Source organism: Carboxylicivirga taeanensis (assembly GCF_051851475.1).
In the GTDB taxonomy this organism is placed as follows: domain Bacteria; phylum Bacteroidota; class Bacteroidia; order Bacteroidales; family Marinilabiliaceae; genus Carboxylicivirga; species Carboxylicivirga taeanensis.
This window is the reverse complement of sequence record NZ_JBPUSJ010000001.1, coordinates 655,531-676,703: the sequence shown is the minus strand read 5'-3', so window position 1 is coordinate 676,703 and position 21,173 is coordinate 655,531. Positions and strand designations below refer to the sequence as shown.

Annotated in this window: 17 protein-coding genes; 10 read left to right on the top strand and 7 right to left on the bottom strand. The window is 40.9% G+C overall.

The window, feature by feature from the left end:
• Window positions 1–397: 397 nt before the first annotated feature.
• Window positions 398–2,653 (bottom strand): GH92 family glycosyl hydrolase, encoded by a 2,256-nt coding sequence (locus ACSX1H_RS02905; RefSeq protein ID WP_439182099.1) that lies wholly within the window; start codon window positions 2,651–2,653, stop codon window positions 398–400.
• Between the two features lie 292 nt (window positions 2,654–2,945).
• Here ACSX1H_RS02905 and ACSX1H_RS02900 point away from each other — a divergent pair, with 292 nt between their 5' ends.
• Window positions 2,946–4,643 carry a Na/Pi cotransporter family protein gene (locus ACSX1H_RS02900; RefSeq protein WP_439182097.1) on the top strand — a complete coding sequence of 566 codons (1,698 nt, stop codon included), beginning with the start codon at window positions 2,946–2,948 and terminating at the stop codon, window positions 4,641–4,643.
• Between the two features lie 58 nt (window positions 4,644–4,701).
• Here the strand turns inward: ACSX1H_RS02900 and ACSX1H_RS02895 are convergent, their stop codons facing one another.
• Window positions 4,702–5,301, bottom strand: a complete 600-nt coding sequence (locus ACSX1H_RS02895; protein WP_439182096.1) for a class I SAM-dependent methyltransferase — start codon at window positions 5,299–5,301, stop codon at window positions 4,702–4,704.
• 312 nt (window positions 5,302–5,613) lie between these two features.
• On the opposite strand from ACSX1H_RS02895, the gene ACSX1H_RS02890 reads away from it, so the two are divergent.
• Complete coding sequence (locus tag ACSX1H_RS02890; protein ID WP_439182095.1) at window positions 5,614–5,739, top strand: hypothetical protein; 126 nt, start codon at window positions 5,614–5,616, stop codon at window positions 5,737–5,739.
• A gap of 24 nt (window positions 5,740–5,763) precedes the next feature.
• On the opposite strand, the gene recJ is transcribed toward ACSX1H_RS02890, so the two are convergent.
• From recJ to lipA, 3 genes are all read right to left on the bottom strand, one after another.
• Window positions 5,764–7,485 (bottom strand): single-stranded-DNA-specific exonuclease RecJ, encoded by a 1,722-nt coding sequence (gene recJ / locus ACSX1H_RS02885; protein ID WP_439182094.1) that lies wholly within the window; start codon window positions 7,483–7,485, stop codon window positions 5,764–5,766.
• Between the two features lie 126 nt (window positions 7,486–7,611).
• On the bottom strand, window positions 7,612–8,313 hold the full coding sequence (gene lipB / locus ACSX1H_RS02880; RefSeq protein WP_439182093.1) for a lipoyl(octanoyl) transferase LipB: 702 nt from the start codon (window positions 8,311–8,313) through the stop codon (window positions 7,612–7,614).
• The gene (gene lipA, locus ACSX1H_RS02875) at window positions 8,313–9,185 is read right to left on the bottom strand and encodes a lipoyl synthase (RefSeq protein ID WP_439182091.1); all 873 of its coding nucleotides are present in this window, start codon (window positions 9,183–9,185) and stop codon (window positions 8,313–8,315) included. Before lipA ends, lipB begins: the two co-directional genes overlap by 1 nt.
• Window positions 9,186–9,473: 288 nt before the next feature.
• Here lipA and ACSX1H_RS02870 point away from each other — a divergent pair, with 288 nt between their 5' ends.
• The 6 genes from ACSX1H_RS02870 to ACSX1H_RS02845 all read left to right on the top strand — a co-directional run bounded on the left by ACSX1H_RS02870 (window position 9,474) and on the right by ACSX1H_RS02845 (window position 17,389).
• On the top strand, window positions 9,474–11,594 hold the full coding sequence (locus ACSX1H_RS02870) for a M3 family metallopeptidase (RefSeq protein ID WP_439182090.1): 2,121 nt from the start codon (window positions 9,474–9,476) through the stop codon (window positions 11,592–11,594).
• A gap of 286 nt (window positions 11,595–11,880) precedes the next feature.
• Window positions 11,881–12,825: a hypothetical protein gene (locus ACSX1H_RS02865; protein WP_439182089.1), complete on the top strand. Its 945-nt coding sequence runs from the start codon at window positions 11,881–11,883 to the stop codon at window positions 12,823–12,825.
• Window positions 12,826–12,963: 138 nt separating this feature from the next.
• On the top strand, window positions 12,964–13,452 hold the full coding sequence (locus ACSX1H_RS02860) for an RNA polymerase sigma-70 factor (protein WP_439182087.1): 489 nt from the start codon (window positions 12,964–12,966) through the stop codon (window positions 13,450–13,452).
• Window positions 13,449–14,330 (top strand): FecR family protein, encoded by an 882-nt coding sequence (locus ACSX1H_RS02855; protein WP_439182085.1) that lies wholly within the window; start codon window positions 13,449–13,451, stop codon window positions 14,328–14,330. Before ACSX1H_RS02860 ends, ACSX1H_RS02855 begins: the two co-directional genes overlap by 4 nt.
• A 40-nt stretch (window positions 14,331–14,370) precedes the next feature.
• A complete protein-coding gene (locus ACSX1H_RS02850) occupies window positions 14,371–16,851 on the top strand; it encodes a TonB-dependent receptor domain-containing protein (RefSeq protein ID WP_439182083.1) in 2,481 nt (826 codons plus the stop codon).
• Window positions 16,852–17,089: 238 nt separating this feature from the next.
• Complete coding sequence (locus ACSX1H_RS02845; protein ID WP_439182081.1) at window positions 17,090–17,389, top strand: hypothetical protein; 300 nt, start codon at window positions 17,090–17,092, stop codon at window positions 17,387–17,389.
• Window positions 17,390–17,456: 67 nt separating this feature from the next.
• On the opposite strand, the gene ACSX1H_RS02840 is transcribed toward ACSX1H_RS02845, so the two are convergent.
• Together ACSX1H_RS02840 and ACSX1H_RS02835 are read right to left on the bottom strand one after the other, a co-directional pair.
• On the bottom strand, window positions 17,457–18,182 hold the full coding sequence (locus ACSX1H_RS02840; RefSeq protein ID WP_439182079.1) for an SIMPL domain-containing protein: 726 nt from the start codon (window positions 18,180–18,182) through the stop codon (window positions 17,457–17,459).
• Window positions 18,183–18,593: 411 nt separating this feature from the next.
• A complete protein-coding gene (locus ACSX1H_RS02835; RefSeq protein WP_439182077.1) occupies window positions 18,594–18,965 on the bottom strand; it encodes a hypothetical protein in 372 nt (123 codons plus the stop codon).
• A gap of 285 nt (window positions 18,966–19,250) precedes the next feature.
• Here ACSX1H_RS02835 and ACSX1H_RS02830 point away from each other — a divergent pair, with 285 nt between their 5' ends.
• Together ACSX1H_RS02830 and ACSX1H_RS02825 are read left to right on the top strand one after the other, a co-directional pair.
• On the top strand, window positions 19,251–20,186 hold the full coding sequence (locus tag ACSX1H_RS02830) for a mechanosensitive ion channel family protein (protein ID WP_439182075.1): 936 nt from the start codon (window positions 19,251–19,253) through the stop codon (window positions 20,184–20,186).
• Between the two features lie 218 nt (window positions 20,187–20,404).
• Window positions 20,405–20,935 carry a DUF192 domain-containing protein gene (locus tag ACSX1H_RS02825; RefSeq protein ID WP_439182073.1) on the top strand — a complete coding sequence of 177 codons (531 nt, stop codon included), beginning with the start codon at window positions 20,405–20,407 and terminating at the stop codon, window positions 20,933–20,935.
• Window positions 20,936–21,173: the final 238 nt, after the last annotated feature.

Sequence of the window (21,173 nt, the reverse complement as noted above, 5' to 3'; positions counted from 1 at the left end):
TTTACAAATAAAGAGAATTTACTCCGAATTTCAAACACTAAAAACGATTGATTTTTTATTTATTATATAATAAACAGGGAATCAGTTCGTTATTAAGGTTAGGGTATTTTTTTGTAAAAATAATGCTAATAGACGCAACTTTAATACCTTTGCCTGCGTCTAGAAGTATTGAATCGGGAGTTGTAATAGTAATGAATTGCTAAGTTTTTTAGCTAAAAAAAGAAACTATGATGACTCGAAGTTTACTGACAGTACGAGAATGGATGAAGGGTATTGATATACCTGTGAGGTTCTTAATTTTACAGGTAGTTATATTGTCAATTGTTACGCTTGCCATTGTGCTTTAAAAAATAGCACAGTGAAATGGAAAGACCTTCTATTTCACTGTGCTGTTTTTTTATTTTGTTGAAGAGGGCGGATATGAAGCAGGTGTGGTCCAAAGTTGTTTATTTGGTGTATCCTGCATAATAAACTCTATTTTACCCCCATTCATCAGTTCGTGGTGATGAATGTATGAGCGCTTGAGTTCTTGGCCGTTCAAAAATACTTTTTGAATATATTTATTTGCTGGCGAGGCATTTTCGTAGTTGATGATTAGTTCTTTATCATCAGGAAGTTGAAGTGTGGCTTTCTGCCATAAAGGAGTACCAAAAACATAAATACCATCTGCCGGATTAACAGGATAGAATCCTAATGAACTAAGGATGTACCACGAGGACATTTGCCCGCAATCTTCGTTTCCACAATGACCATTGGGTGTAGGCGCATATTGTGTTTCCATGATTTGACGAATGCGCTCTTGTGTTTTCCATGGTTTGCCGAGGTAATTATACAGGTAACCTACATGGTGGCTGGGCTCGTTGCCATGCGCATATTGCCCGATCATGCCGGTACTGAAAATAGGAAGCTGGTCATCTTCCTTGGGGTGATAGGTAAACATGCTGTCCAGCTTCTCTTCAAAACGTTGCGCGCCGCCCGTAATATCAACCAGTCCCTGAATGTTATGCGGAACAAACCAGAAATAGTGCCACGCATTACTTTCGCAAAAATGATCGGTGTAGTCTTTGGCAACAAAGTCTATAAGAAAACTACCATCGGCATGTTTTGGGCGTAAAAACGATGATTCAGAATCGTAATGGTGCTGCCAGTTAGCTGCGCGATTCATAAAATAGTTATGCTCTTCCGATTTATTGAGTGCTTTCGCTAATTGTGCTATGCACCAGTCATCGTAGGCATATTCAACGGTTTTGGAAACCGACCAGTTTTCATGGTCATAAGAAACAGGAACATAGCCTAATTCTCTGTATTCTTTAATCCCATGTTCATCACTCATTGCATTCGATTTGCAGGCTTCGAATAAGAGTTCACTGTCAAAATCATTAAGCAGGCCTTTGAAATACGCATCAACAATTACGGGGATGGCATGGTAACCAATCATCATATTGGTTTCGTTGCCATGCATCGACCAAACAGGTGTAAGCCCGGTTTCTTTATAGTGGCTTAAAAAGCTGCTTACAAAGTCCTTCACCCGATCCGGGTGCATAATGGTGTATAAAGGATGGGCAGCTCTAAAGGTGTCCCAAAGAGAAAAAGTATCGTATTTATTGTAGTCTTTAGCTGTATGGTATTGTCCATCTGCTCCCTTGTATTGACCATCTGTATCACTCAACAGGGTTGGTGCCAGCATGGATTGGTATAGGGTGGTATAAAATTTTTCCTTCCAGGTGATGTTATGACTTTCAATGGTTATTTTGGATAGCTCACTCTCCCATACATCAGAGGCCTGCTGTCGATAGGCATCAAAATTATTATGAGGAGCTTCGGCGATGAGACTTTTGCCTGATCCCGCATTGCTGGCCGATGAAAATCCTAATTTAACCAGTACTTTTTCCTGCTCTTCAGTGGCAAAGCGCACGATGATTTTTGTGTTTTTGCCCTTTACTGAGGGGTGGCTGCTTAGTGCGTTATCGTTGAACAGTTCGGCTGTTTCAAACGGTTTTGAAAATTTAGCTGTAAAGAATACGCGCTGATCGCTGGCCCAACCCGATGAGAAACGATAGCCTTCGATGGTGTTGTTATCCAATACTTTAATGTAGGTTTCGGTGGGGGCATCCCAATTAAGCGCATAACCCAAATCTATTATGAAACCCGACTGCTCATCCTGAGGGAATGTATACTGATGGATTCCCGTACGTTGGGTGGCTGTTAGTTCGGCATTAATACCATAATCTTGCAGATATACCTGATAGTAGCCGGGTTCGGCATGTTCATTATCGTGGCTAAATGTGCTGTATGGTCGGTTGCCATTTTCTTTAATGGTTTTGGTAGCTTTCGAGTTAACCGGACTCAAAAGAATATCATATAAATCGCCTGCCCCTGTACCTGTTAGGTGCATGTGACTAAATCCTGTAATGATGGTATCCGGATAGAAATAGCCTGCAATTCTGTCCCAACCCGATAGTCCGTGATCGGGGCTTAACTGCACCATGCCAAAAGGAACCGTTGCTCCAGGGTAAGTATTTCCCGGGCCGTCTGTACCCATAAATGGATTGACATAAGAGGTCAGGCGGTCCTTAACCTTGTTAGGCGTTTGTGAGCACCCGTGTATGAAACATGTAATTGCGGCAAGTAAAAATACAGCTTGTCTGGTCATAATTTTAAACTTTATTATTCATCAAAAGCAAAATAACGGCACTTATCTGTTACAGGAGGTAGTCACAGGTTCAAATTAGTATATAATCACCAATTTAGCGTCTATTTTTGGGTCTGGTTCTTCCAGAAAATTTAGAAATATTCTAAAGAGAATGTTAGAATGTTAAAAAATCATTATTTCATTATTAATTCAATCTTAATAGTTAAAAAAAATTACATCTTTGGGCTCGAATTGAGATAGAGAATCATTAATCAAAATGCAGAGGCTTAATGCCTTTACACAGCTTTTTATTATGAATTATTCATTTTTTGAATTCCTTACACTAATTGGCTCATTGGGATTATTCCTCTTTGGGATGAAAATGATGAGTGAGGCCTTACAGAAAGTGGCTGGATCGCGAATGCGTAAGATTTTATCAGCCATGACATCCAACCGATTTTTAGGCGTATTAACCGGCTTTTTGGTAACAGCCATCATCCAATCTTCTTCTGCTACTACTGTAATGGTTGTTAGCTTTGTGAATGCTGGCCTGATGTCTTTAGTTGAATCCATTGGCGTAATAATGGGGGCCAATATCGGAACAACCATCACCGGATGGATGATTACCTTACTGGGTTTTAAAGTGAAAATCAGCGCCTATGCCCTGCCCATGATTGGCTTGGGCTTACCACTTATTTTTTCAAAAAATTCTTCCCGCCGCTCGTGGGGTGAGTTTATGGTTGGCTTTGCCTTGTTATTTTTAGGTTTAGAGTACCTGAAAGGTTCGGTTCCAAATATTAAAGAGAGCCCTGAAGTGCTAAGTTTTCTTCAGAATTACACCCAACTCGGCTTTGGTTCAACCTTAATCTTCCTGCTGATAGGTACCGTTTTAACGGTGGTTATTCAATCATCGAGTGCAACAATGGCACTGACATTTGTGATGTGTAATCAGGGATGGATACCGTTTCATTTGGCTGCAGCCATGGTTATGGGCGAAAACATTGGAACGACTATTACCGCTAATATTGCCGCGGCAGTAGGTAATGTATCAGCCAAGCGGGCAGCTCGTGTTCATTTGCTCTTCAATTTATTGGGAGTGACCTGGATGCTAATAGTGTTCCCCTGGTATGTGAATGCCATTGATCACTTTGTATCCATAAACAACGGAGGTATTTCGCCAACCGAATCTGCGGCAGCGGTACCAACGGCATTATCTATTTTCCACACTACATTTAATGTCATCAATGTACTGTTGTTTATTTGGTTTGTGCCTGTTTTTGAAAAGGTTGTCAAGCGGATGGTGCCAACATCGGAATTGGAAGAAGAAGAGTTTCGATTGAAATTCATAACTACGGGTATGCTTTCCACCTCCGAACTATCCATTCTGCAAGCAAGGAAAGAAGTTCACTCATTTGGTAAACATAGCCAGAAAATGTTTGGATTTATCCGTAAGCTGATGGTTCAGGATAAGGACAGTAAGTTTAGTAAGCAGTTTGCCCGCATAGAAAAATATGAAGGTATTTGCGATAAAATTGAAGTGGAAATAGCTAATTACTTGTCGCAGGTTAATCAGGGTAAATTAAGTGATATTGGGCGTAAGCGCGTCCGCTCGATGCTAAAACTGGTTGATGATTTGGAGAGTATTGGTGATTGTAACTTTAATTTGGCTAAAACCATCAACCGTATGCGCAATGCGAATGTTACGTTCAACGATGAGATATTAAAGAAGCTGGATTTAATGTTTAACCTGGTGGATGCATCATTGCAGGTAATGATTAGTAACCTGGATGATTCAGATGATGATATACACATTACCAAGGCGCAGCAGCTGGAAGATGAGATTAATAACTACCGTAACCAGCTAAAGGTGGAGCATTTGGATAACATTAAAAACGGGGTGTATACTTACGAAGCAGGTATTATTTTCAACGATTTATTTTCTGAATGTGAAAAGCTTGCCGATTATGTAATTAACGTTACTGAAGCATTGGCCGAAGTGAATCCGCAATAGGAAATAGCATAAGTATAAAATAAGAGGCTGTCTTTTACGATAGCCTCTTTTTTTGTGTTTATTTGATAACTTGTATTTCTGCAACTGTGAGCTCTGCTTTGCCAGAATGGCCTTTCCCTTCGTTTAAATAGGCCGTGAAATCTCTGCATTGCAGAAGGTGATGGCCTTCAAATTGCACAGCAATTATTTCGGCTGAAAAAAGCCACTCTTCGTTTTTTGGACCACCACTTGAATGGGTTAGCTGCTTTTTGTTAAAGCCAATAATCAGCAGTTTGCCATTAGGTTTTAGGCTTTCCGTTAGACGCCTGTAAATAGCCGTCAGTTCATTGGGCGGCAGGTGTAGAAATACACATGCAATGTAATCAAACGCAGAGGCGTCTAATTGGATGTTTTGAACATCTCCAATCAGGTACTGAATATTGACTCCTTTCGTTTTGGCTAAATTGAGTGCTTTTTTGCCCGCTTCTTCGCTGGAGTCAACTGCAGTTACCTCCCACCCTTTTGTGGCAGCATATACCGCATTCCGGCCTTCTCCTTCGGCCGGTAATAAAAGCTTTCCTGGTGGGTTAGAATCGATAAATGTTTTAAACAAGTCATTGGGAGCCGCTCCGTAGAAATATTCATCAGAAGCATACCGTTCATTCCACATCTCTTTCATATCGTGCGCTGGATTTATAAAATGAAGATTTAATATAGCAATAGCTGCGACAAGAAAAGTAACATGGAAGTGAAGGGGAATGTTCTGAAAAACGTAAAAAGGCCCGATTGGATTACCGAGCCTTTTTTCATCTGGATTTTATCTGATTTAAGGGAAAGGGCTTAACTTTCTCGTGTTAAATATAGACAAAAAAGTAGTACATCAAACTCCTAATTAAAAAAAATATAAAGTGTAATTAACTTACAGTTAATATTTTAAAAAACATTAGGACGAGTTATTTTATAGTACCCCTTTAAAAATGGATGTAAAAGTATGTTAAAAGGTGTTTTATTGATGATGCCCCTATTATTTTATGAGTCCTCATCTAAAAAAGTGGCTATCTACAATGAAATACCCCTGATAGTAGTTGATGTGTATATTTTTATTGGGGAGGAGTAATTTAAAAGCATTCAAAATAATTCCCTATTCGGTATATTCAAATTTAAAGTCCCTTACCATTACCTGAAGGGTGGTGATGCCATTATATACGTTTTCTTCAATGGTATAGCAGACATCAAACGGGTTGTTTGATTTGATATGGTCTACCACATGGCCCATTGAAAATGCAATACCTTGCTTAATAGCAGCCGAATGTTCTTCTATTATTTCCAGTTTAAGATGGTCCTTGTCTTTACCTACACACTTACTGGTACCATAGTCAAACACTCTTTTGGAAGCAAATACCGGTTTCATGTTGCCCGGTCCGAAAGGTCTGAACTGTTTGAGGATTCGGTAAAATTTTGGGGTGATATCTTTAAGATGCAGGAGGGAATCAATTTCGATCTGTGGAATTAGTTGTTCCGGTAAAATGTTGTCCTCAACGTATTGTTCAAAGCGCTGCTGAAACTGCGGAATGTGCTCAATCTTTAAGGTTAACCCTGCTGCATACATATGTCCGCCAAAGTTTTCTAGTAAGTCGCTGCACGATTCGATGGCTTTGTACAAATCAAAACCTTCTACCGACCGTGCACTTCCGGTGGCCAAACCTTTCGATTCGGTGAGGATAACCGTTGGGCGGTAAAACGATTCGGTGAGGCGCGAGGCCACAATACCAATGACACCTTTATGCCAATCTTTGTTATAGAGAACCGTTGATTTTTTACTTAGCAGTTCGGGGTTAGAGGCAATCAGCTCGTGGGCTTCAATGGTGATGTTTCTATCAAGGTCTTTGCGTGTTTCATTGCATTCATCAATGTCCTTACTCATGAGGCCTGCATTGCCCGAGTCGCGGCTAACCAAAAGATCTACCGCATCGCTACCGGCATCAATTCGTCCCGCTGCATTAATACGGGGCCCAATTTTAAAAACGATATCGCTGATAGTAATTTCTCGTCCTTCGAGACCAGCTATTTTTATAATGGAACGAAGTCCAATTCCCGGATTGGAATTTAGCTTTTCCAGTCCGTAATAAGCCAGAATCCTATTTTCGCCGGTAATGGGCACAATGTCGGATGCAATACTTACTGCCACTAAGTCGATTAGATTGTAGAGTTGCGACTCCTTGTAGTCGTTGAAGCGGCAAAAGCCTTGCATGAGCTTAAAGCCCACTCCACAGCCGGATAGGTTTTTATCCGGATAGTTGCAGTCGGGGCGTTTGGGATCCAAGCAGGCTGCTGCATTGGGCAGGATATCTCCCGGTGTGTGGTGATCGCAAATGATAAAATCAATCCCCTTTTCGCGCGCATAATCCATTTTTTCAACCGCCTTTATCCCGCAGTCGAGTGCAATTACCAGGGTAATATCATTATCGGCCGCATAATCAATGCCCTTATACGAGATGCCATAGCCTTCTTCGTAACGATTGGGAATATAATAGTCGATATGATTGTAGTGCAGGCTCAAAAAAGAATAAACGAGAGCCACGCTGGTAGTGCCATCCACATCGTAGTCACCATAAATCAGGATGCGTTCGCGGCTGTTGAACGCTTTAACAATTCGATGAACGGCCTCTTCCATATCCTTCATCAAAAATGGATTATGAAGGTCGGTCAGTTTGGGGCGGAAAAATGCTTTGGCTTCATCGTAATTAGTCACCCCTCTCTGAACGAGTAGGTTAGCTAATACACGATTAATATTCAGTACCTCAGATAAGTGATTGATTGTTTCTTCGTCACTTTCGGGTTTTATACTCCACCTTTTTTCCATCTCCCTAAATTGCCCATTTAAGAGCATAAATTTTTCGAAAAAATATCTTAAATCAAAAGCCTAGATTACAATTGTTAATAAAAATTAATTTCGAAGTGTGATTATTAGTTCCTATGTTGTTTAGCGTCACTTGTTTAATTGAAGTGAGAAAATATTAATTATTTTTCTTAACAATAAATCCTTTACTTCATTCATATCAACAGGTCGACCTAACTCTTTTTCCATTGAAGTAACGCCTTTATCAACAAATCCACAGGGATTTATGTGATTAAAATAGCTTAAGTCGGTGTTTACATTCAAGGCAAATCCATGCATCGACACATAGCGGCTGGCTTTGACACCTATGGCACAAATCTTACGCGACTGGCCCGGTACCTTTGTATCCAGCCACACGCCCGTTGCTCCATCCAGTCGTTCGCTTTCAATACCATATTCAGCCAGGGTTTGAATAATGGCTTCTTCGAGCTTAAAAATATAGTTTTTAACTTGTAAACTAAGGGCTTCCAAATCGAGGATTGGATACCCAACTAACTGGCCGGGACCGTGATAGGTGATATCTCCTCCCCTGTTTATCTTGTAAAAGGTGGCGTTGATTTGTTTCAGAAACTGCTCGTTAATCAGCAGGTTGTTTTGAACGCCACTCTTGCCCAATGTGTATACGTGTGGATGCTCAACAAACAACAGGTGGTTGGTAATGGGTTTCAAAGTATCGGGATGCTCCCGGTTATACAGTTTCACGTCGACAATTTCGGCAAATAATTGCTCCTGGTAATCCCATACTTCTTTGTAATCTTTTATGCCGAGATCTTCAAAAATAGTGTTGTTCATTACTGTTGTTTTAAGGCGTTAATGTGTTGTTCGGCATGGTATGACGAGCGAACTAATGGTCCGCTTTCAACATATTTAAATCCCTTTTCGAGTCCTACCTTTTTATATTTTTCGAATTGTTCAGGGGTTACATATTCCGCTACCGGTAAATGGTTTTGTGTTGGTTGCAGGTATTGACCAATGGTCATGACTGTAACACCAGCAGCCAGCAAATCATCCATGGTTTCAAACACTTCCTCTTCGGTTTCACCTAAGCCAAGCATAATGCCCGATTTGGCCACCATACCACCGTCTGCTATATATTTTAATACTTTCAGACTCAAATCGTATTTCGCCTTTGTGCGTATGACCGGTGTTAAACGTCGCACGGTTTCCAGGTTATGCGATATAACTTCGGGTTGGGCATCCATAACCTGCTGAATGAGGTGGTGTAAACCGTTAAAATCAGGAATGAGCACTTCCATGGATGTGCTAGGGTTTAGTTCCTTGGTTTTTCTTATTGTAGCGGCCCAGATTTCGGCACCGCCATCTTCCAAATCATCCCTGTCAACCGATGTTATAACCGCATGTTTCAGCTTCATTATTTGGATAGAACGGGCAATACGTAATGGTTCTTTCACATCCACCGGATTGGGTTTACCGGTTTTGACGTTACAAAACTTACAAGCTCTGGTGCAAATGTCTCCCAGAATCATAAATGTTGCGGTACCTGCGGCCCAACATTCTGCTGCGTTAGGGCATTTTCCGCTGGTACAAATGGTATGTAGTTTATTATCGCGGATGGTATTATGCATCCATTTATAATCGCTGGTATTTGGAAGTTGAATTTTAAGCCAGTCTGGTTTAACGATTCTGCTTTTTATCTTCACCATGATATCTTGTGTTTAAGCCTTTATGCGAAGGCAATATTACTTAAAATTAACGGTCAAAAAAATGAGTAATATTGGCATCGCGTGTTCTGTATTTTTATTTTAATGTTAGCAATGTCGTAAAAAAACAGGGGATATCGGACTTTGTTCACCAGCTCCATAATGCCTGGTAATGTGTTATAAGACATATTCGATATTGCTATATGTCATACAGCTAATCTATCTAATTTATATATCTTGCCGTTCTTTTAGAATGCAACCGTTTTTAGTCAATATAATTTATAAAGACAGATGAGAAATATTTTATTGTTTTCATTGGTAGTGGTAATGGGTCTGACCGCTTGCCAAAACCAAAAAAAAGATGAAGCAGAGGCTTCAAACCCGTTTTTTAGTCCTTACACAACGCCTTACAATGTACCTCCTTTCGAGCAGATTAAGCCAGAGCATTATCTGCCAGCTATGGAAAAAGCCATGGCAGAGCACAAAAAGGAGGTCGAAGTTATTATTAATAATGCCGACGCGCCTAGCTTTGAAAATACCATTGTAGCGCTCGATGATGCCGGTAAGATGCTATCTGAAGTAGCGTCTGTGTACTTCGGATTGAAATCAGCTGATGGTACCGAGGGGATCATGAAAATTGCATCGGAAGTTGGTCAAAAATTGAGTGCCCACAGCGATGATATTAGCTTAAACCCTGATTTATTCAAACGTGTTGAAGCGGTATATAACCAGAAGGATGAGCTGGAGCTAAATGGTGAGCAACTGATGTTGCTTGAAGATACCTACAAAGGCTTTGTTCGCAGCGGGGTGAGTCTGGCTGATGATAAAAAGGGAGAATTGCGTGAGATCAACGCTCGCCTGTCGGAGCTTTTCAATAATTTTTCAACCAACGTACTAACCGAAACAAACAAGTTTAAGTTAGTAATTGATAACGAGGCTGATTTAGCAGGTCTTCCTGCTTCCGTTGTTGCCGGAGCGGCAGAAACAGCCACTGAAATGGGATTAGAAGGCAAATGGGTGTTTACTACTCAAAAGCCAAGCATGTTGCCATTTTTGCAGTATGCCGATAAGCGGGAGTTAAGAGAGCAGCTTTATAAAGGCTACTACATGCGAGGTAACAATAACGATAGTTTAGACAATAAGGAAATTATCGAAGAAATTGTGAACCTGCGTGTTAAAAAAGCTAATCTGCTCGGTTACGAATCGTATGCTGATTATGTACTGGAAGAACGCATGGCCAAAACTTCTGATAAAGTGTATGAGTTGCTAAATCAACTGTGGGATCGTGCTTTACCGGTAGCTAAAAAAGAGCGTGCTGCGATGCAGGCCATTATTGACCGTGAAAAAGGTGGTTTTAAACTGGCTTCGTGGGACTGGTGGTATTATGCCGAGAAAGTACGTCAGGAGAAATACAACCTGGACGAAAATGAAGTACGTCCTTATTTTGAACTGAACAATGTGCGTGATGGCGCTTTTGCGGTAGCCACTAAATTGTTTGGTTTGCAATTTGAAGAAATCACTGGTGAGTTTCCAAAGCCACATGCCGATGCACAGGTATTTAAAGTATTGGAAGCTGATGGTTCACATAAAGGAATTCTGTATATGGACTGGCATCCACGCGCAACCAAGAAGCAAGGTGCCTGGTGTGGAGCATACCGCAAGCAAAGCCGTCGCGGTGGCGAAAACATTCCTCCGGTGGTAACAATTGTTTGTAACTTCTCTAAGCCAGTGGGCGATTTACCTGCGTTATTAAGCTTCGATGAGGCATCAACACTTTTCCATGAGTTCGGTCACGGACTTCACCAACTTTTAAGTGATTGTACTTATAATGGTCTTTCGGGCACTTCTGTGCCACGCGATTTTGTGGAGTTACCTTCACAAATTATGGAAAACTGGGCGGGCGATCCTGAGGTGATGAAGGAATATGCACGTCATTATAAAACAGGTGAGGTAATTCCTGATGAGCTGGTTGCAAAACTTCAAAACAGTGGTCATTTTAACCAAGGTTTTGCTACTACTGAGTATTTGGCAGCAGCTTTATTGGATATGAATTACCATACCCAAAAGGAAACCCAAGAGCTTGATGTGAATCAGTTTGAAGAGGATTACTTAAAGAGCATTGGTTTGATACCAGAGATTATCTCTAGATATAAATCAACCTACTTCATGCATATTTTTGCCAGCAGCGGGTATACAGCTGGTTACTATAGCTACATCTGGTCGGGCGTATTGGATGCTGATGCATTTGAAGCTTTCAAAGAAACCAGCTTGTACGATCAGGCAACTGCTAAATCGTTCCGTGAGAATATTCTTGAAAGAGGTGGAACTGTGGACGCCATGGAAATGTATAAAAACTTCCGTGGACGTGAGCCAAAGATTGAAGCATTACTTCGTCAGCGAGGTTTAGATTAAGCGCTCTCATATCCAATCAATAACAACAAAAGCGGCTACTTCGTAATGAGGTAGCTGCTTTTTTTGTTGCCTAAACAAGATTATAAACAGCTTTGACGATGTTGTGCTTCTTTTAAGGGTTGTATCACAGTGATTTGCACAGTTGATTTAAAAAAATATATTTTCTGGGTAGGGTAAGTTCTTTGTTGTGCGGTATGTTTATGTAAGAGCACTTAAAACATAGTGTGTTGGCTGGCCAACAGCTCTTAGGCAATGAAATTAACTAATCACATTAAATAAGCACGATATGAAGAAGGTATGGGTATCATTAGCAATTGTGGCCGCCCTGGCAGCTTGCGATAAGAACGACAGTATTATCAATGAAATGCCAATGGCAGAAGTGGATTTGAAATCGACTACTGAGTCTGTGGTGACCACTGAAGCAGCGCTTGATGATGTAACGGAAGCAACCGAGTTTGAAGTAGACCTGTATACAGGAACGGATGACGCGGCATTATCAGCGCTGGCTGTAGAAGGCGACTTGGAACTTAAGGCAGGAGGTGAGCCAAATCATCACCGTTTCAGGGAGCGCTATAAATCAGGTATATGTCCTAATATCCTGATTGAAGATGAAGGTGGAGATTGGCCCCGCACCATCAAATTAGATTATGGCGATGGCATTGAATTGGCCAACGGGCGTATTATTTCGGGCATCATTATTATTGTTCAAACCGATTCTCGCCTGGTTAATGGCGCTACGCGAACAATCACTTTCCAGGATTTTACCATCGATGGAATTGGCATCAGCGGAACCATTGTTAAAACGTTTCTTATTGATGAACAGAAAGTCACCATTGTACGTGATTTAACATTTACTCTGGAGGATGGTACCACCATCGATCATTATGCCGAATGTGAGCGTGTATGGTCGGCAGGTATGAATACGCCACTTGATCCTTCAGATGATGTGTTTGAAATTACAGGAAATGTTGATTGTTCAGATTCAGACGGCAATATGTATCGTCGTCAAATAACTAACCGACTGATGAAGCGCGGTGGCTGCCGCTATATTGTTGCTGGCGAAGTTGAACTGGAAAAGAATGGAGTACAGTTTGCCAAAATCAACTATGGCAGCGGGCAATGTGATAATATTGCAACCATGACTTCTGCTGAAGGACAAAAACAGTTTACCATTGGTAACTGTGTCAGAGAGCGTCGTCAAGAAAAACACCAGCATCATAACGGACAATAAGTCCAAGTGTTGTTTTAGGTATGGTAGCAGGTCCGAAGAAGTTGACAAAAGGCTTCTTCGGTCTTTTAAATTAGGGGGATGATTTTCAATTAATTAGTAGTAAATTAGCTAGGCCAAGGTCTATCAATTATCACTATTTTGAAAAGGGAAGATTTTAAACGGTTGTTTGATGAACATTTCGACACATTGCGTAACTTTTTATATTACCGCAGTGGGGATACTGATATGGCAACCGATGTGGCGCAGGATGTATTTCTAAAAATATGGATGAAGCAATTAGATAAACAGCCAGAGGAGCTAGTTGGACTGCTCTATAAAATGGCTAAAAATACACTCATTAGTAAATACCGGCACAACCAGATAGAGCAGGCATTCATTGCCAGAACGCCAGCTGCTGAAAGTAGCCAATCGCCCGAAGAGGCCATGAACTATAAAGAATTGAAAACAAACTATGAACAGGCTCTGAGCCGCATGCCTCCAAAGCAGCGGGAAGTATTTTTGATGAGCCGATACGAAGAGCTGAAATACCACGAAATAGCTCAGCGACTGGAGCTGAGCATTAAAGCGGTTGAAAAACGAATGAAGAATGCCTTACAATTTTTAAGAGAAGCACTGGCTGCACAATGAAAACAGAAAAGCACCATATGGACCAGCGGAGCAATGGAAAAGATTGGATGAATTTATTGCCTGAGCTTGATGTTAACTACGCACGTTCAAAGGAGGAAGTTTGGCATGAGCTTGAATTGGTTATGGAGGATACTAAAGCCGATGCTCAAGCAGTGTTTTCTATGGGTACAACCAGGCGTCTGCCTGTTTTTGGCATGGCCGTTGCAGCCCTCTTGATGGTTCTTTTCGCTACCACCGCATTTTTACGCTTTTACGCCAAAACCGTTCATGCCGAATCGGGGCAACACCTAACTGCCCTGTTACCCGATGGGTCAAGCATCACCTTGAATGCTGGTTCGGTTATACAGTACCATCCTTTATGGTGGCGTTTCAACCGTGAAGTGGAATTTCATGGAGAGGGATTTTTTGAGGTGGAAAAGGGCCGCTCCTTCGAGGTGGTTTCGTCAATTGGACGCACCGTTGTATTGGGTACCAGTTTCAATATTTATGCCCGTAAAAACGCCTATAAAGTAACCTGTTACAGCGGGAAAGTGCGCGTTGTCAGCGCAATTAGTGGAGACGCAACCGAAATTACACCAAATATGCAAGCCTATATACAATCCAATGGCAGCGTCGTAAGTGCTGCTGAAACCAATGCTCAAGCAGCTATTTCATGGATGAATGGACTGTTTTATTTTACCGCCACACCTCTTGAAGATGTTTTTGAAGAAGTAGAGCGTCAGTATGGGGTGCGCATTCACCTGGTTGGCCATTTCAAAGATTTATACACTGGTAATTTTTCTCGTAACTGTTCGGCCGACCAGGTTATGCGCATGATTTGTCAGTCCATGGGCCTCAATTTTGAGCCAACGCCTTTGGGCTATCAGGTAAGTCATTAGGCTAGTGCAGCGATATACTATTATCAGTTAAGCTTTATACGTGAAACGAAGTGTTGTCTTTTTAATATCAGTCTGGTTGTTATGCATTTCCGAGGTTTCGTCGCAAACTATTGAGATGGATTACCACAGTAAGCCTCTGAATGAAATCCTCATTGAATGGCGTGAGACTTATCAGTTGCAGTTTTCATTTAACGACCAACAGCTTTCGCAGTACGAAATTACCATCAGGCAAATCTTTACTTCTGTTGATGAAGCTTTATCAGCACTACTTACAAACTTGCCGCTCGGTTTTGAAAAGCGGCAGGGCGTGTACATCATCTATCCCTTAAAACCACCACCGACCAGCAGAAAAATCACATTAGTAGGAAAAGTAATTGAAGCAAAAACGGGCGAGCCATTGCCCTTTTCGCACATCAGGGCCAATGGTCAGCAGGCCATTACCGACATCAAGGGGATGTTCAGCATGAATTTTGAAACGGACAGCATTTACGAAGTGACTGCGTCTCACTTAGGTTGTTACATGCTGGATACTGTTTTAATGGCCGGGAAGCAGCATATTATGGTGTTGCAGCCTTCGGTATATGGAATTAAAGAAGTGCAGGTCACCAACAACATCGTTGAAAAGTCGATACAGGTAGGTGAATCACCCGGACTGATCAGTTTAAATCATCACATTGCCAGTTACCTGCCGGGTAATGGCGATAATTCGGTGTTCAATTTACTGCGCCTGCAACCTGGTATACTGGCGTCTGGCGAGCAACCCAACGATTTGGTTATCTGGGGTAGCCCTGAAGGTACAAGTCGGGTTAAGTTCGATGGTTTTACTATTTGGGGACTGAAAAACTTTAATGATAACATTAGTGCGGTCAATCCGTATTTGGCTAAAAGCATTGAAGTACAAAAGGGAGGCTTCGATGTGCGGCAAGATGATGTGGTTGGCGGCATCGTTAATGTTGCGGGGAAGAATGGTAATTTAAACCAGCCAGGAGTTAATCTGTTTGTCAATAATCAAACCCTAAACGGGATGCTTGAAGTGCCGCTTTTTAAAAAGTCCGCACTATTACTGGCTTTCAGGCAAACGTATTATAATATGTTTGACCAGGACGATGTTAGCGCATACAGTTTACTGGGTAATAATGCCCGGTTTGAGGCCGTGCCCGACTACCAGTTTCGGGATGGAAATTTGAAATACTCCTTGCAAGGAAATAATGGGGATTTATTTTTCGCGAGCCTCTTTTATGCCGATGATAATTTCGTGGTTAATGCCGGACAGGAAAGTGAAAGGCGAAATTGGAAGCAGCAAACCGAAGAGGATAATCATCAGGTGGGCGGCACGTTGTATTACGGTAAATCATTTGCGAACGGGTTAGCATCAAACTTAAAACTGAGCTATTCGGCACTGTATTCGCATTTTCAACAGTTGCGTGAGTTGAGTAATCGGCACAATACCTTCAGCGTATTAAAAGATAATGTGCATGCCCAAAACGATGTTGATGAGCTTTCTGCTCAATGGGAGAATACATTTTTTATTGGAGCACGGCACACCATCACTTCGGGCCTCGAGTTTATACACAATAATTTGGTGTTGTACGAAGATACCTTTGAAACACGTTACATTGATTTAAGTGAACGGGCTAACCGTTTTAGTTTCTTTGCCCAGGATAAGATAAAATTGGCAGATAGGCTTAGTTTAACGGCTGGGGTACGGCTGAATCATTCGCTTTTTTTGAATCGAACGTATGCAGATCCGCGCGTAAGCTTGTCGTTTAAAACAGCTAAACACATTAAACTAAATGCAGCCTGGGGTTATTATCATCAGTTTTTGGTGAAAAGCACTGTCGAGGATGAGAGTGGAAACTACCGTTACTCCTGGTCCATTGCCGATAATGATGAAGTACCTGTTTTGCAGGCCACTCATTACGTGTTCGGATGGGCATACACGCCCAAAAATCTCTTGCTTAGTGTTGATGCTTACTATAAAACAACCGATAAGCTTACCAGATTTATTCGCTACGAGGACGAAAATTACATTTTTAGCGGAGATAGCCGTTCTTATGGTGTTGATTTATACATTAAAAAGGATTTTAACGGGCATTCGGTATGGACCTCCTATTCTTTGAGTAAAACCGAAGAACACTTTCCGTTTTATGGGCAAGATGAGTACCGGAGAGCCTTACAGGATCAGCGACACGAGCTTAAAGTGGCCGGCTTGCTTAATCTTCGGCCTTTTCATTTATCGGCCTGTTACGTGTATGGTTCGGGGCTTCCTTTGTATGACAGTTACAGCGATGACAGCTACACTGAGCCTGATTATAATCGACTGGATATTTCACTGGTTTATCAACTGATAACCTCAAGGTTTAGCGGAGAAGTAGGGGTTTCTCTACTTAATGTAACTGATGCAGATAATATTAAATACAGTCAATTAAACCGGGTTCCCATCGATCAGATTAATACCATATACATCAATTCTAAGGCAGTGCCATTTACTCCTTTATTGTATTTAAAGGTGCATTTTTAGCCCATTGAATTAACAGCTTTTAATAATTATCAAAAAAAATACCAACTGGATGTAACCTGAAACTCTTGCCTGGTAAGGGCTACCATAAATCACCTTACAATATTACTTATTATCATTAATCTAGTGTATGTAAAAATGTAACCCTGAATTGATTATGACGTACTAGATAGGGATCTCTTAATCAGAGTTTTTGAAAAACTACATTCACATACATTAATTAACTCAAACTATCAAAATCATGAAAAAAATTCTATTAGCATTAGCAGTAACAGCAATGGTTGCGTCATCATGTGGAATGAAGTCGAATGCCCAAGGCGAGGATGCAAAAGATAAAGCCACAGTTGAAGCTACTGCAGAAGAAACTGCGACTGAAGTGGAGGCAGATAAAGACAGCACTGCTGTTGATTGCACTGCTGTTGAAAAATCAGCTTGTTGCGAAAAAGACAGTACTGCCAGTGAAGCATGCACTGAAGCTGAAAAGAAGGCTTGTTGCGACAAGGAAACAAAAGATACAGAAGGTGAGAACACGGAGGAATAATGCTCATCAGGAAATCGTCTCATAATTGAGGAAGAGGCTGTTCACAAAATGAACAGCCTCTTTAGTTTTACTCGGTAAACAACCATTCTATGGAAATTGATTTCTGAATCAGCTGTTCTTTGGGGTTAAGATCAACGCCCGAAAAGTTATCAGCTCTGGCCTTAATAGCTGGAGTGCTTGATTCTTCCTCCATAACGAGGTTCATTGGCCGGTAAAATGGAGTATCGGCCCCATAATTGATATTGGCAATACTTGCAAGCTGGATGCCAGCTGCCTTGGCAATCGCCTGGGCTTTTTGTTGGGCATCTTTAACTGCTAAGGCAATCGCTTCTTCGCGCAGTTCTTCTTTTTGTTCTTCACTAAATCCAAAGGCAAAGCGGTAGTTTATATTAAGGTCTTTGCGATTGAGACTTTTTAGTAAAGCATCTGAAAACTTTTGGTTAAAAATGCCCTTCACTTCCAGTGCAATATTGGCCACATAACCGGTTTTGCTTCGCTGGTTATTTTTCCATTCGTAGGCTTCGTTAACCGAAATTCCCTTTGCCTTAATTAGTTCCGTGTCAATACCATTTTTCTTAAAGGTGTTTTTGAGGGTTTCCATCGTTTCAACCGCTTTGCTGAAGCACTCGTGGTAAAGACTGTCTTTAACAGTCAGATCAAGGCTCACAATTATTTCCTCTGGTACTTCATAGATAATAGCTTGTCCTTCCACTTTTAAACGTTGGTTGGTTTGGGCAAACAGAGTGTTGGTAACTAATAATAGGAAGAGGCTAATGTAGGTTGCTCGTTTCATAATAATGTATTTTAATAATTTTCAAATTTATTTCTTGATAGCAGGATGCAGCAGGTGTTCATATTCCATAAACAAGGAGAATTTTTTCTTAAAATATTTTCAATATGGAATAGTATTCAGGCTTTCTTGCACCGGGCAAGTTACGTTTTTTGCCTTACTTAGTAGGCATGGTGTATCTCAAAACCCTGCACATTTGGGTGCTGAACCGATAGGGTGCATCTGGTCAGCAAGACAGGAAACTAATGAGTGCTTGCATCCACTTTTTTGCTTGATTGCCAGTGGTGTTAATAGCTGCTACAATGCACAAAAGGGAAAAGTCCATTCTTCCTGCATCGCTTTAGGGTCACTAATTATTTTATTGAAAGAGTGTTGTCGGGCTTGGCCAATTTATGGGGAGATGCTGCAATTTATTTAATTGTGGGTAATTTGTTTAACCACGTGGTTCATCACTTCATGGTGTTCTTTGCTGGTGCTAAATACGATGATTTTTAGATCCTTTTCGACAAATGCCGTGTGCCCCGCTGGTATATAAAACAAGTCACCCTGACAAATGAGTTCTTCAGTGCCATCCTGATAGTTTATGCGGATAGCTCCTTCAAGTACAGTCCCATAATGGGTGCTATGGCAATGGTTATTTTTTAAGCCTTTTAGCAAAGGGGAAAAATTTGTTCCTGCTGGAAGTTCGTTGTAGGTAACCGTCATAGTTCCAAAATTTTGCAACGAACGTAATAGCATGCCTGCTTTATTCATAACTGTAGGAATGGTTTCTTTGTTAATTTTCATGGCCGCCTGTTTATAATTTGTTAATTCATGTTGATTATCGTAAATGTAACTGTGCATCAGTTTATTGTCAACATCAGGCTTGGTTACTTAAATAGGACGGCAGATTGGTCGAACAGGTGAGGTACTGAAAAATGCTGCTATCATTTTGGTAACTGAGAGATAATGCAGATATTGGTAGTAATGGGCTTTATTCGTTCAAGTACGGATGCTATTGAGTTCATAAGCCATATTTAACGGGTTCAGCCACATATGATCCCTAGTTGTAATCATTATATGCCAAAACCAATGAAAAAATATTTGCGAATTATTTTAAGCATCTGTTTGTTAGTTCTATTGATTCTTTTAGATCCTGCGCTTAATATTTTTGATTTGTCTGCGTTTTTCGATAATGACCTGTTTAATACCATTCGTAAATGTTTATTGATTGCCTCTTCCTCCTGGATGCTCATTGAATTTGTGGGACGAACCAAGACCAAGCTACTGAAACGCTATGATATCACTAAAGAAGATAACCTGAAGTCGCGCAAGCTGCACACCCAGATTAATTTGCTCGAAAAAGTGGTGGTATTCCTTATAATTTTAATTGGTGTGGGCTTAATCCTGATGTCTATTGAAAGTATCCGAAAAATAGGAATTGGGATTTTCGCCTCGGCCGGGGTGGTTGGTATTATCATTGGTTTGTCGGCACAAAAAATTGTGGGCGCACTTTTGGCAGGGATACAAATTGCCATTACGCAGCCTTTCCGTGTTGATGATGCCGTACTGGTTGAAAATGAGTGGGGCTGGATTGAGGAAATTAACTTGACTTATATTGTGGTGCGCATTTGGGATAAACGTCGACTGGTACTGCCTTCTACCTATTTTCTCGAAAAACCTTTTCAGAACTGGACGCGAACCACAGCCGATATTATTGGCAGTGTATTTATTTATACCGACTACACGATTTCGTTTGATGCTCTCCGGAATGAGCTGACTAAAGTATTGGAAACTTGTGATTTGTGGGATAAAAAGGTGAATGTGCTGCAGGTGACCGATGCCAAGGAATCAACGGTAGAAATTCGGATATTGGTGAGTGCTAAAAACTCACCTACAGCCTGGGATTTAAGGGTATATGTCCGCGAAAAAATGATTGAGTTTATTCAGAAAAACTATCCTGAAAGTTTACCCAGAACGCGTGTGGAACTCGAGAGTAATAGCAAACATAATTTTATTAATAGCTGATTCTTAAAATAGCATAACGATGCAAATTATATATTTTCAAGTTTCAGCGGTAAGTCACGAACTGAGCGTCTGACTGCTTGAGCTGCAAAATGATGTTGACAAGTTGAATTGCGTCATAAATTTTAAACCATTCGGACTTTAGGATTGCTGAATGAATGGCAAATGATTAGGATTTTAGTGCGGACTACTTATTTCATTCAGTTAGTTTGGGCATTTATATGAAGAAAATTGAAAAACAAACAAAGGGTACAAAAACCCTGTTTCCCCTGTTGCTTCTTTTGGGGTTGGCAGTGATAGCCATCACGCTCAACACGAAGACATGTACACAACCCCAAAAGGGGCAGCAATTTAAGGGACAATATGCTTTTACAAAGGAAGGCACCTTAACCTTTCATCGCAAAAAGTTAGCTGAGCAGTTAGCAATTATCGATATTGAGATTGCTGAAAATGAACAGGAGCGAGCCCTTGGATTGATGCATCGATATACTATGAGCGACCGGCAGGGAATGCTGTTCATCATGGACCGGGAAGAACCCCAATCCTTCTGGATGAAAAACACCTACATTTCGCTGGATATCTTGTATATAAATGAGCAATACGAAATTGTAAAGATTCATAAGCACACTCAGCCTTTCTCCCCAAAAGGCATTCCATCTGTTAAGCCAGCCAAGTTTGTGGTGGAGGTGGTGGCTGGTTTTTGCAACAAGCATGGTATAAACGAGGGTGATAGTATCAGTTTCACGCGATAACCATTGTTCAGGTCACTTGCAACGGTTGGCCTATCATTTTTTTATATCAAGTTCTAATGTCTTACTTGCAACAAGTAAAATCTAAAACAAAACCATCAGAATGAATAAAAATTTTTCTCCTTGACAGAAATAAATTTTCATCTTGATGAAAAAACATTTTTGTCTTGATGGAAAATTATTTTCGTCTTGATGAAAAAGCACACTATTAATCACGCATGCTTTTCAGGCTTGGCGCTAA

Excerpts from the sequence above, each read along its gene's own strand:
- ACSX1H_RS02905 (WP_439182099.1), bottom strand. The coding sequence starts at position 2,653 with ATGACCAGACAAGCTGTATTTTTACTTGCCGCAATTACATGTTTCATA.
- ACSX1H_RS02900 (WP_439182097.1), top strand. The coding sequence starts at position 2,946 with ATGAATTATTCATTTTTTGAATTCCTTACACTAATTGGCTCATTGGGA.
- ACSX1H_RS02895 (WP_439182096.1), bottom strand. The coding sequence starts at position 5,301 with ATGAAAGAGATGTGGAATGAACGGTATGCTTCTGATGAATATTTCTAC.
- ACSX1H_RS02890 (WP_439182095.1), top strand. The coding sequence starts at position 5,614 with ATGTTAAAAGGTGTTTTATTGATGATGCCCCTATTATTTTATGAGTCC.
- recJ (WP_439182094.1), bottom strand. The coding sequence starts at position 7,485 with ATGGAAAAAAGGTGGAGTATAAAACCCGAAAGTGACGAAGAAACAATC.
- lipB (WP_439182093.1), bottom strand. The coding sequence starts at position 8,313 with ATGAACAACACTATTTTTGAAGATCTCGGCATAAAAGATTACAAAGAA.
- lipA (WP_439182091.1), bottom strand. The coding sequence starts at position 9,185 with ATGGTGAAGATAAAAAGCAGAATCGTTAAACCAGACTGGCTTAAAATT.
- ACSX1H_RS02870 (WP_439182090.1), top strand. The coding sequence starts at position 9,474 with ATGAGAAATATTTTATTGTTTTCATTGGTAGTGGTAATGGGTCTGACC.
- ACSX1H_RS02865 (WP_439182089.1), top strand. The coding sequence starts at position 11,881 with ATGAAGAAGGTATGGGTATCATTAGCAATTGTGGCCGCCCTGGCAGCT.
- ACSX1H_RS02855 (WP_439182085.1), top strand. The coding sequence starts at position 13,449 with ATGAAAACAGAAAAGCACCATATGGACCAGCGGAGCAATGGAAAAGAT.
- ACSX1H_RS02845 (WP_439182081.1), top strand. The coding sequence starts at position 17,090 with ATGAAAAAAATTCTATTAGCATTAGCAGTAACAGCAATGGTTGCGTCA.
- ACSX1H_RS02840 (WP_439182079.1), bottom strand. The coding sequence starts at position 18,182 with ATGAAACGAGCAACCTACATTAGCCTCTTCCTATTATTAGTTACCAAC.
- ACSX1H_RS02835 (WP_439182077.1), bottom strand. The coding sequence starts at position 18,965 with ATGAAAATTAACAAAGAAACCATTCCTACAGTTATGAATAAAGCAGGC.
- ACSX1H_RS02830 (WP_439182075.1), top strand. The coding sequence starts at position 19,251 with ATGAAAAAATATTTGCGAATTATTTTAAGCATCTGTTTGTTAGTTCTA.
- ACSX1H_RS02825 (WP_439182073.1), top strand. The coding sequence starts at position 20,405 with ATGAAGAAAATTGAAAAACAAACAAAGGGTACAAAAACCCTGTTTCCC.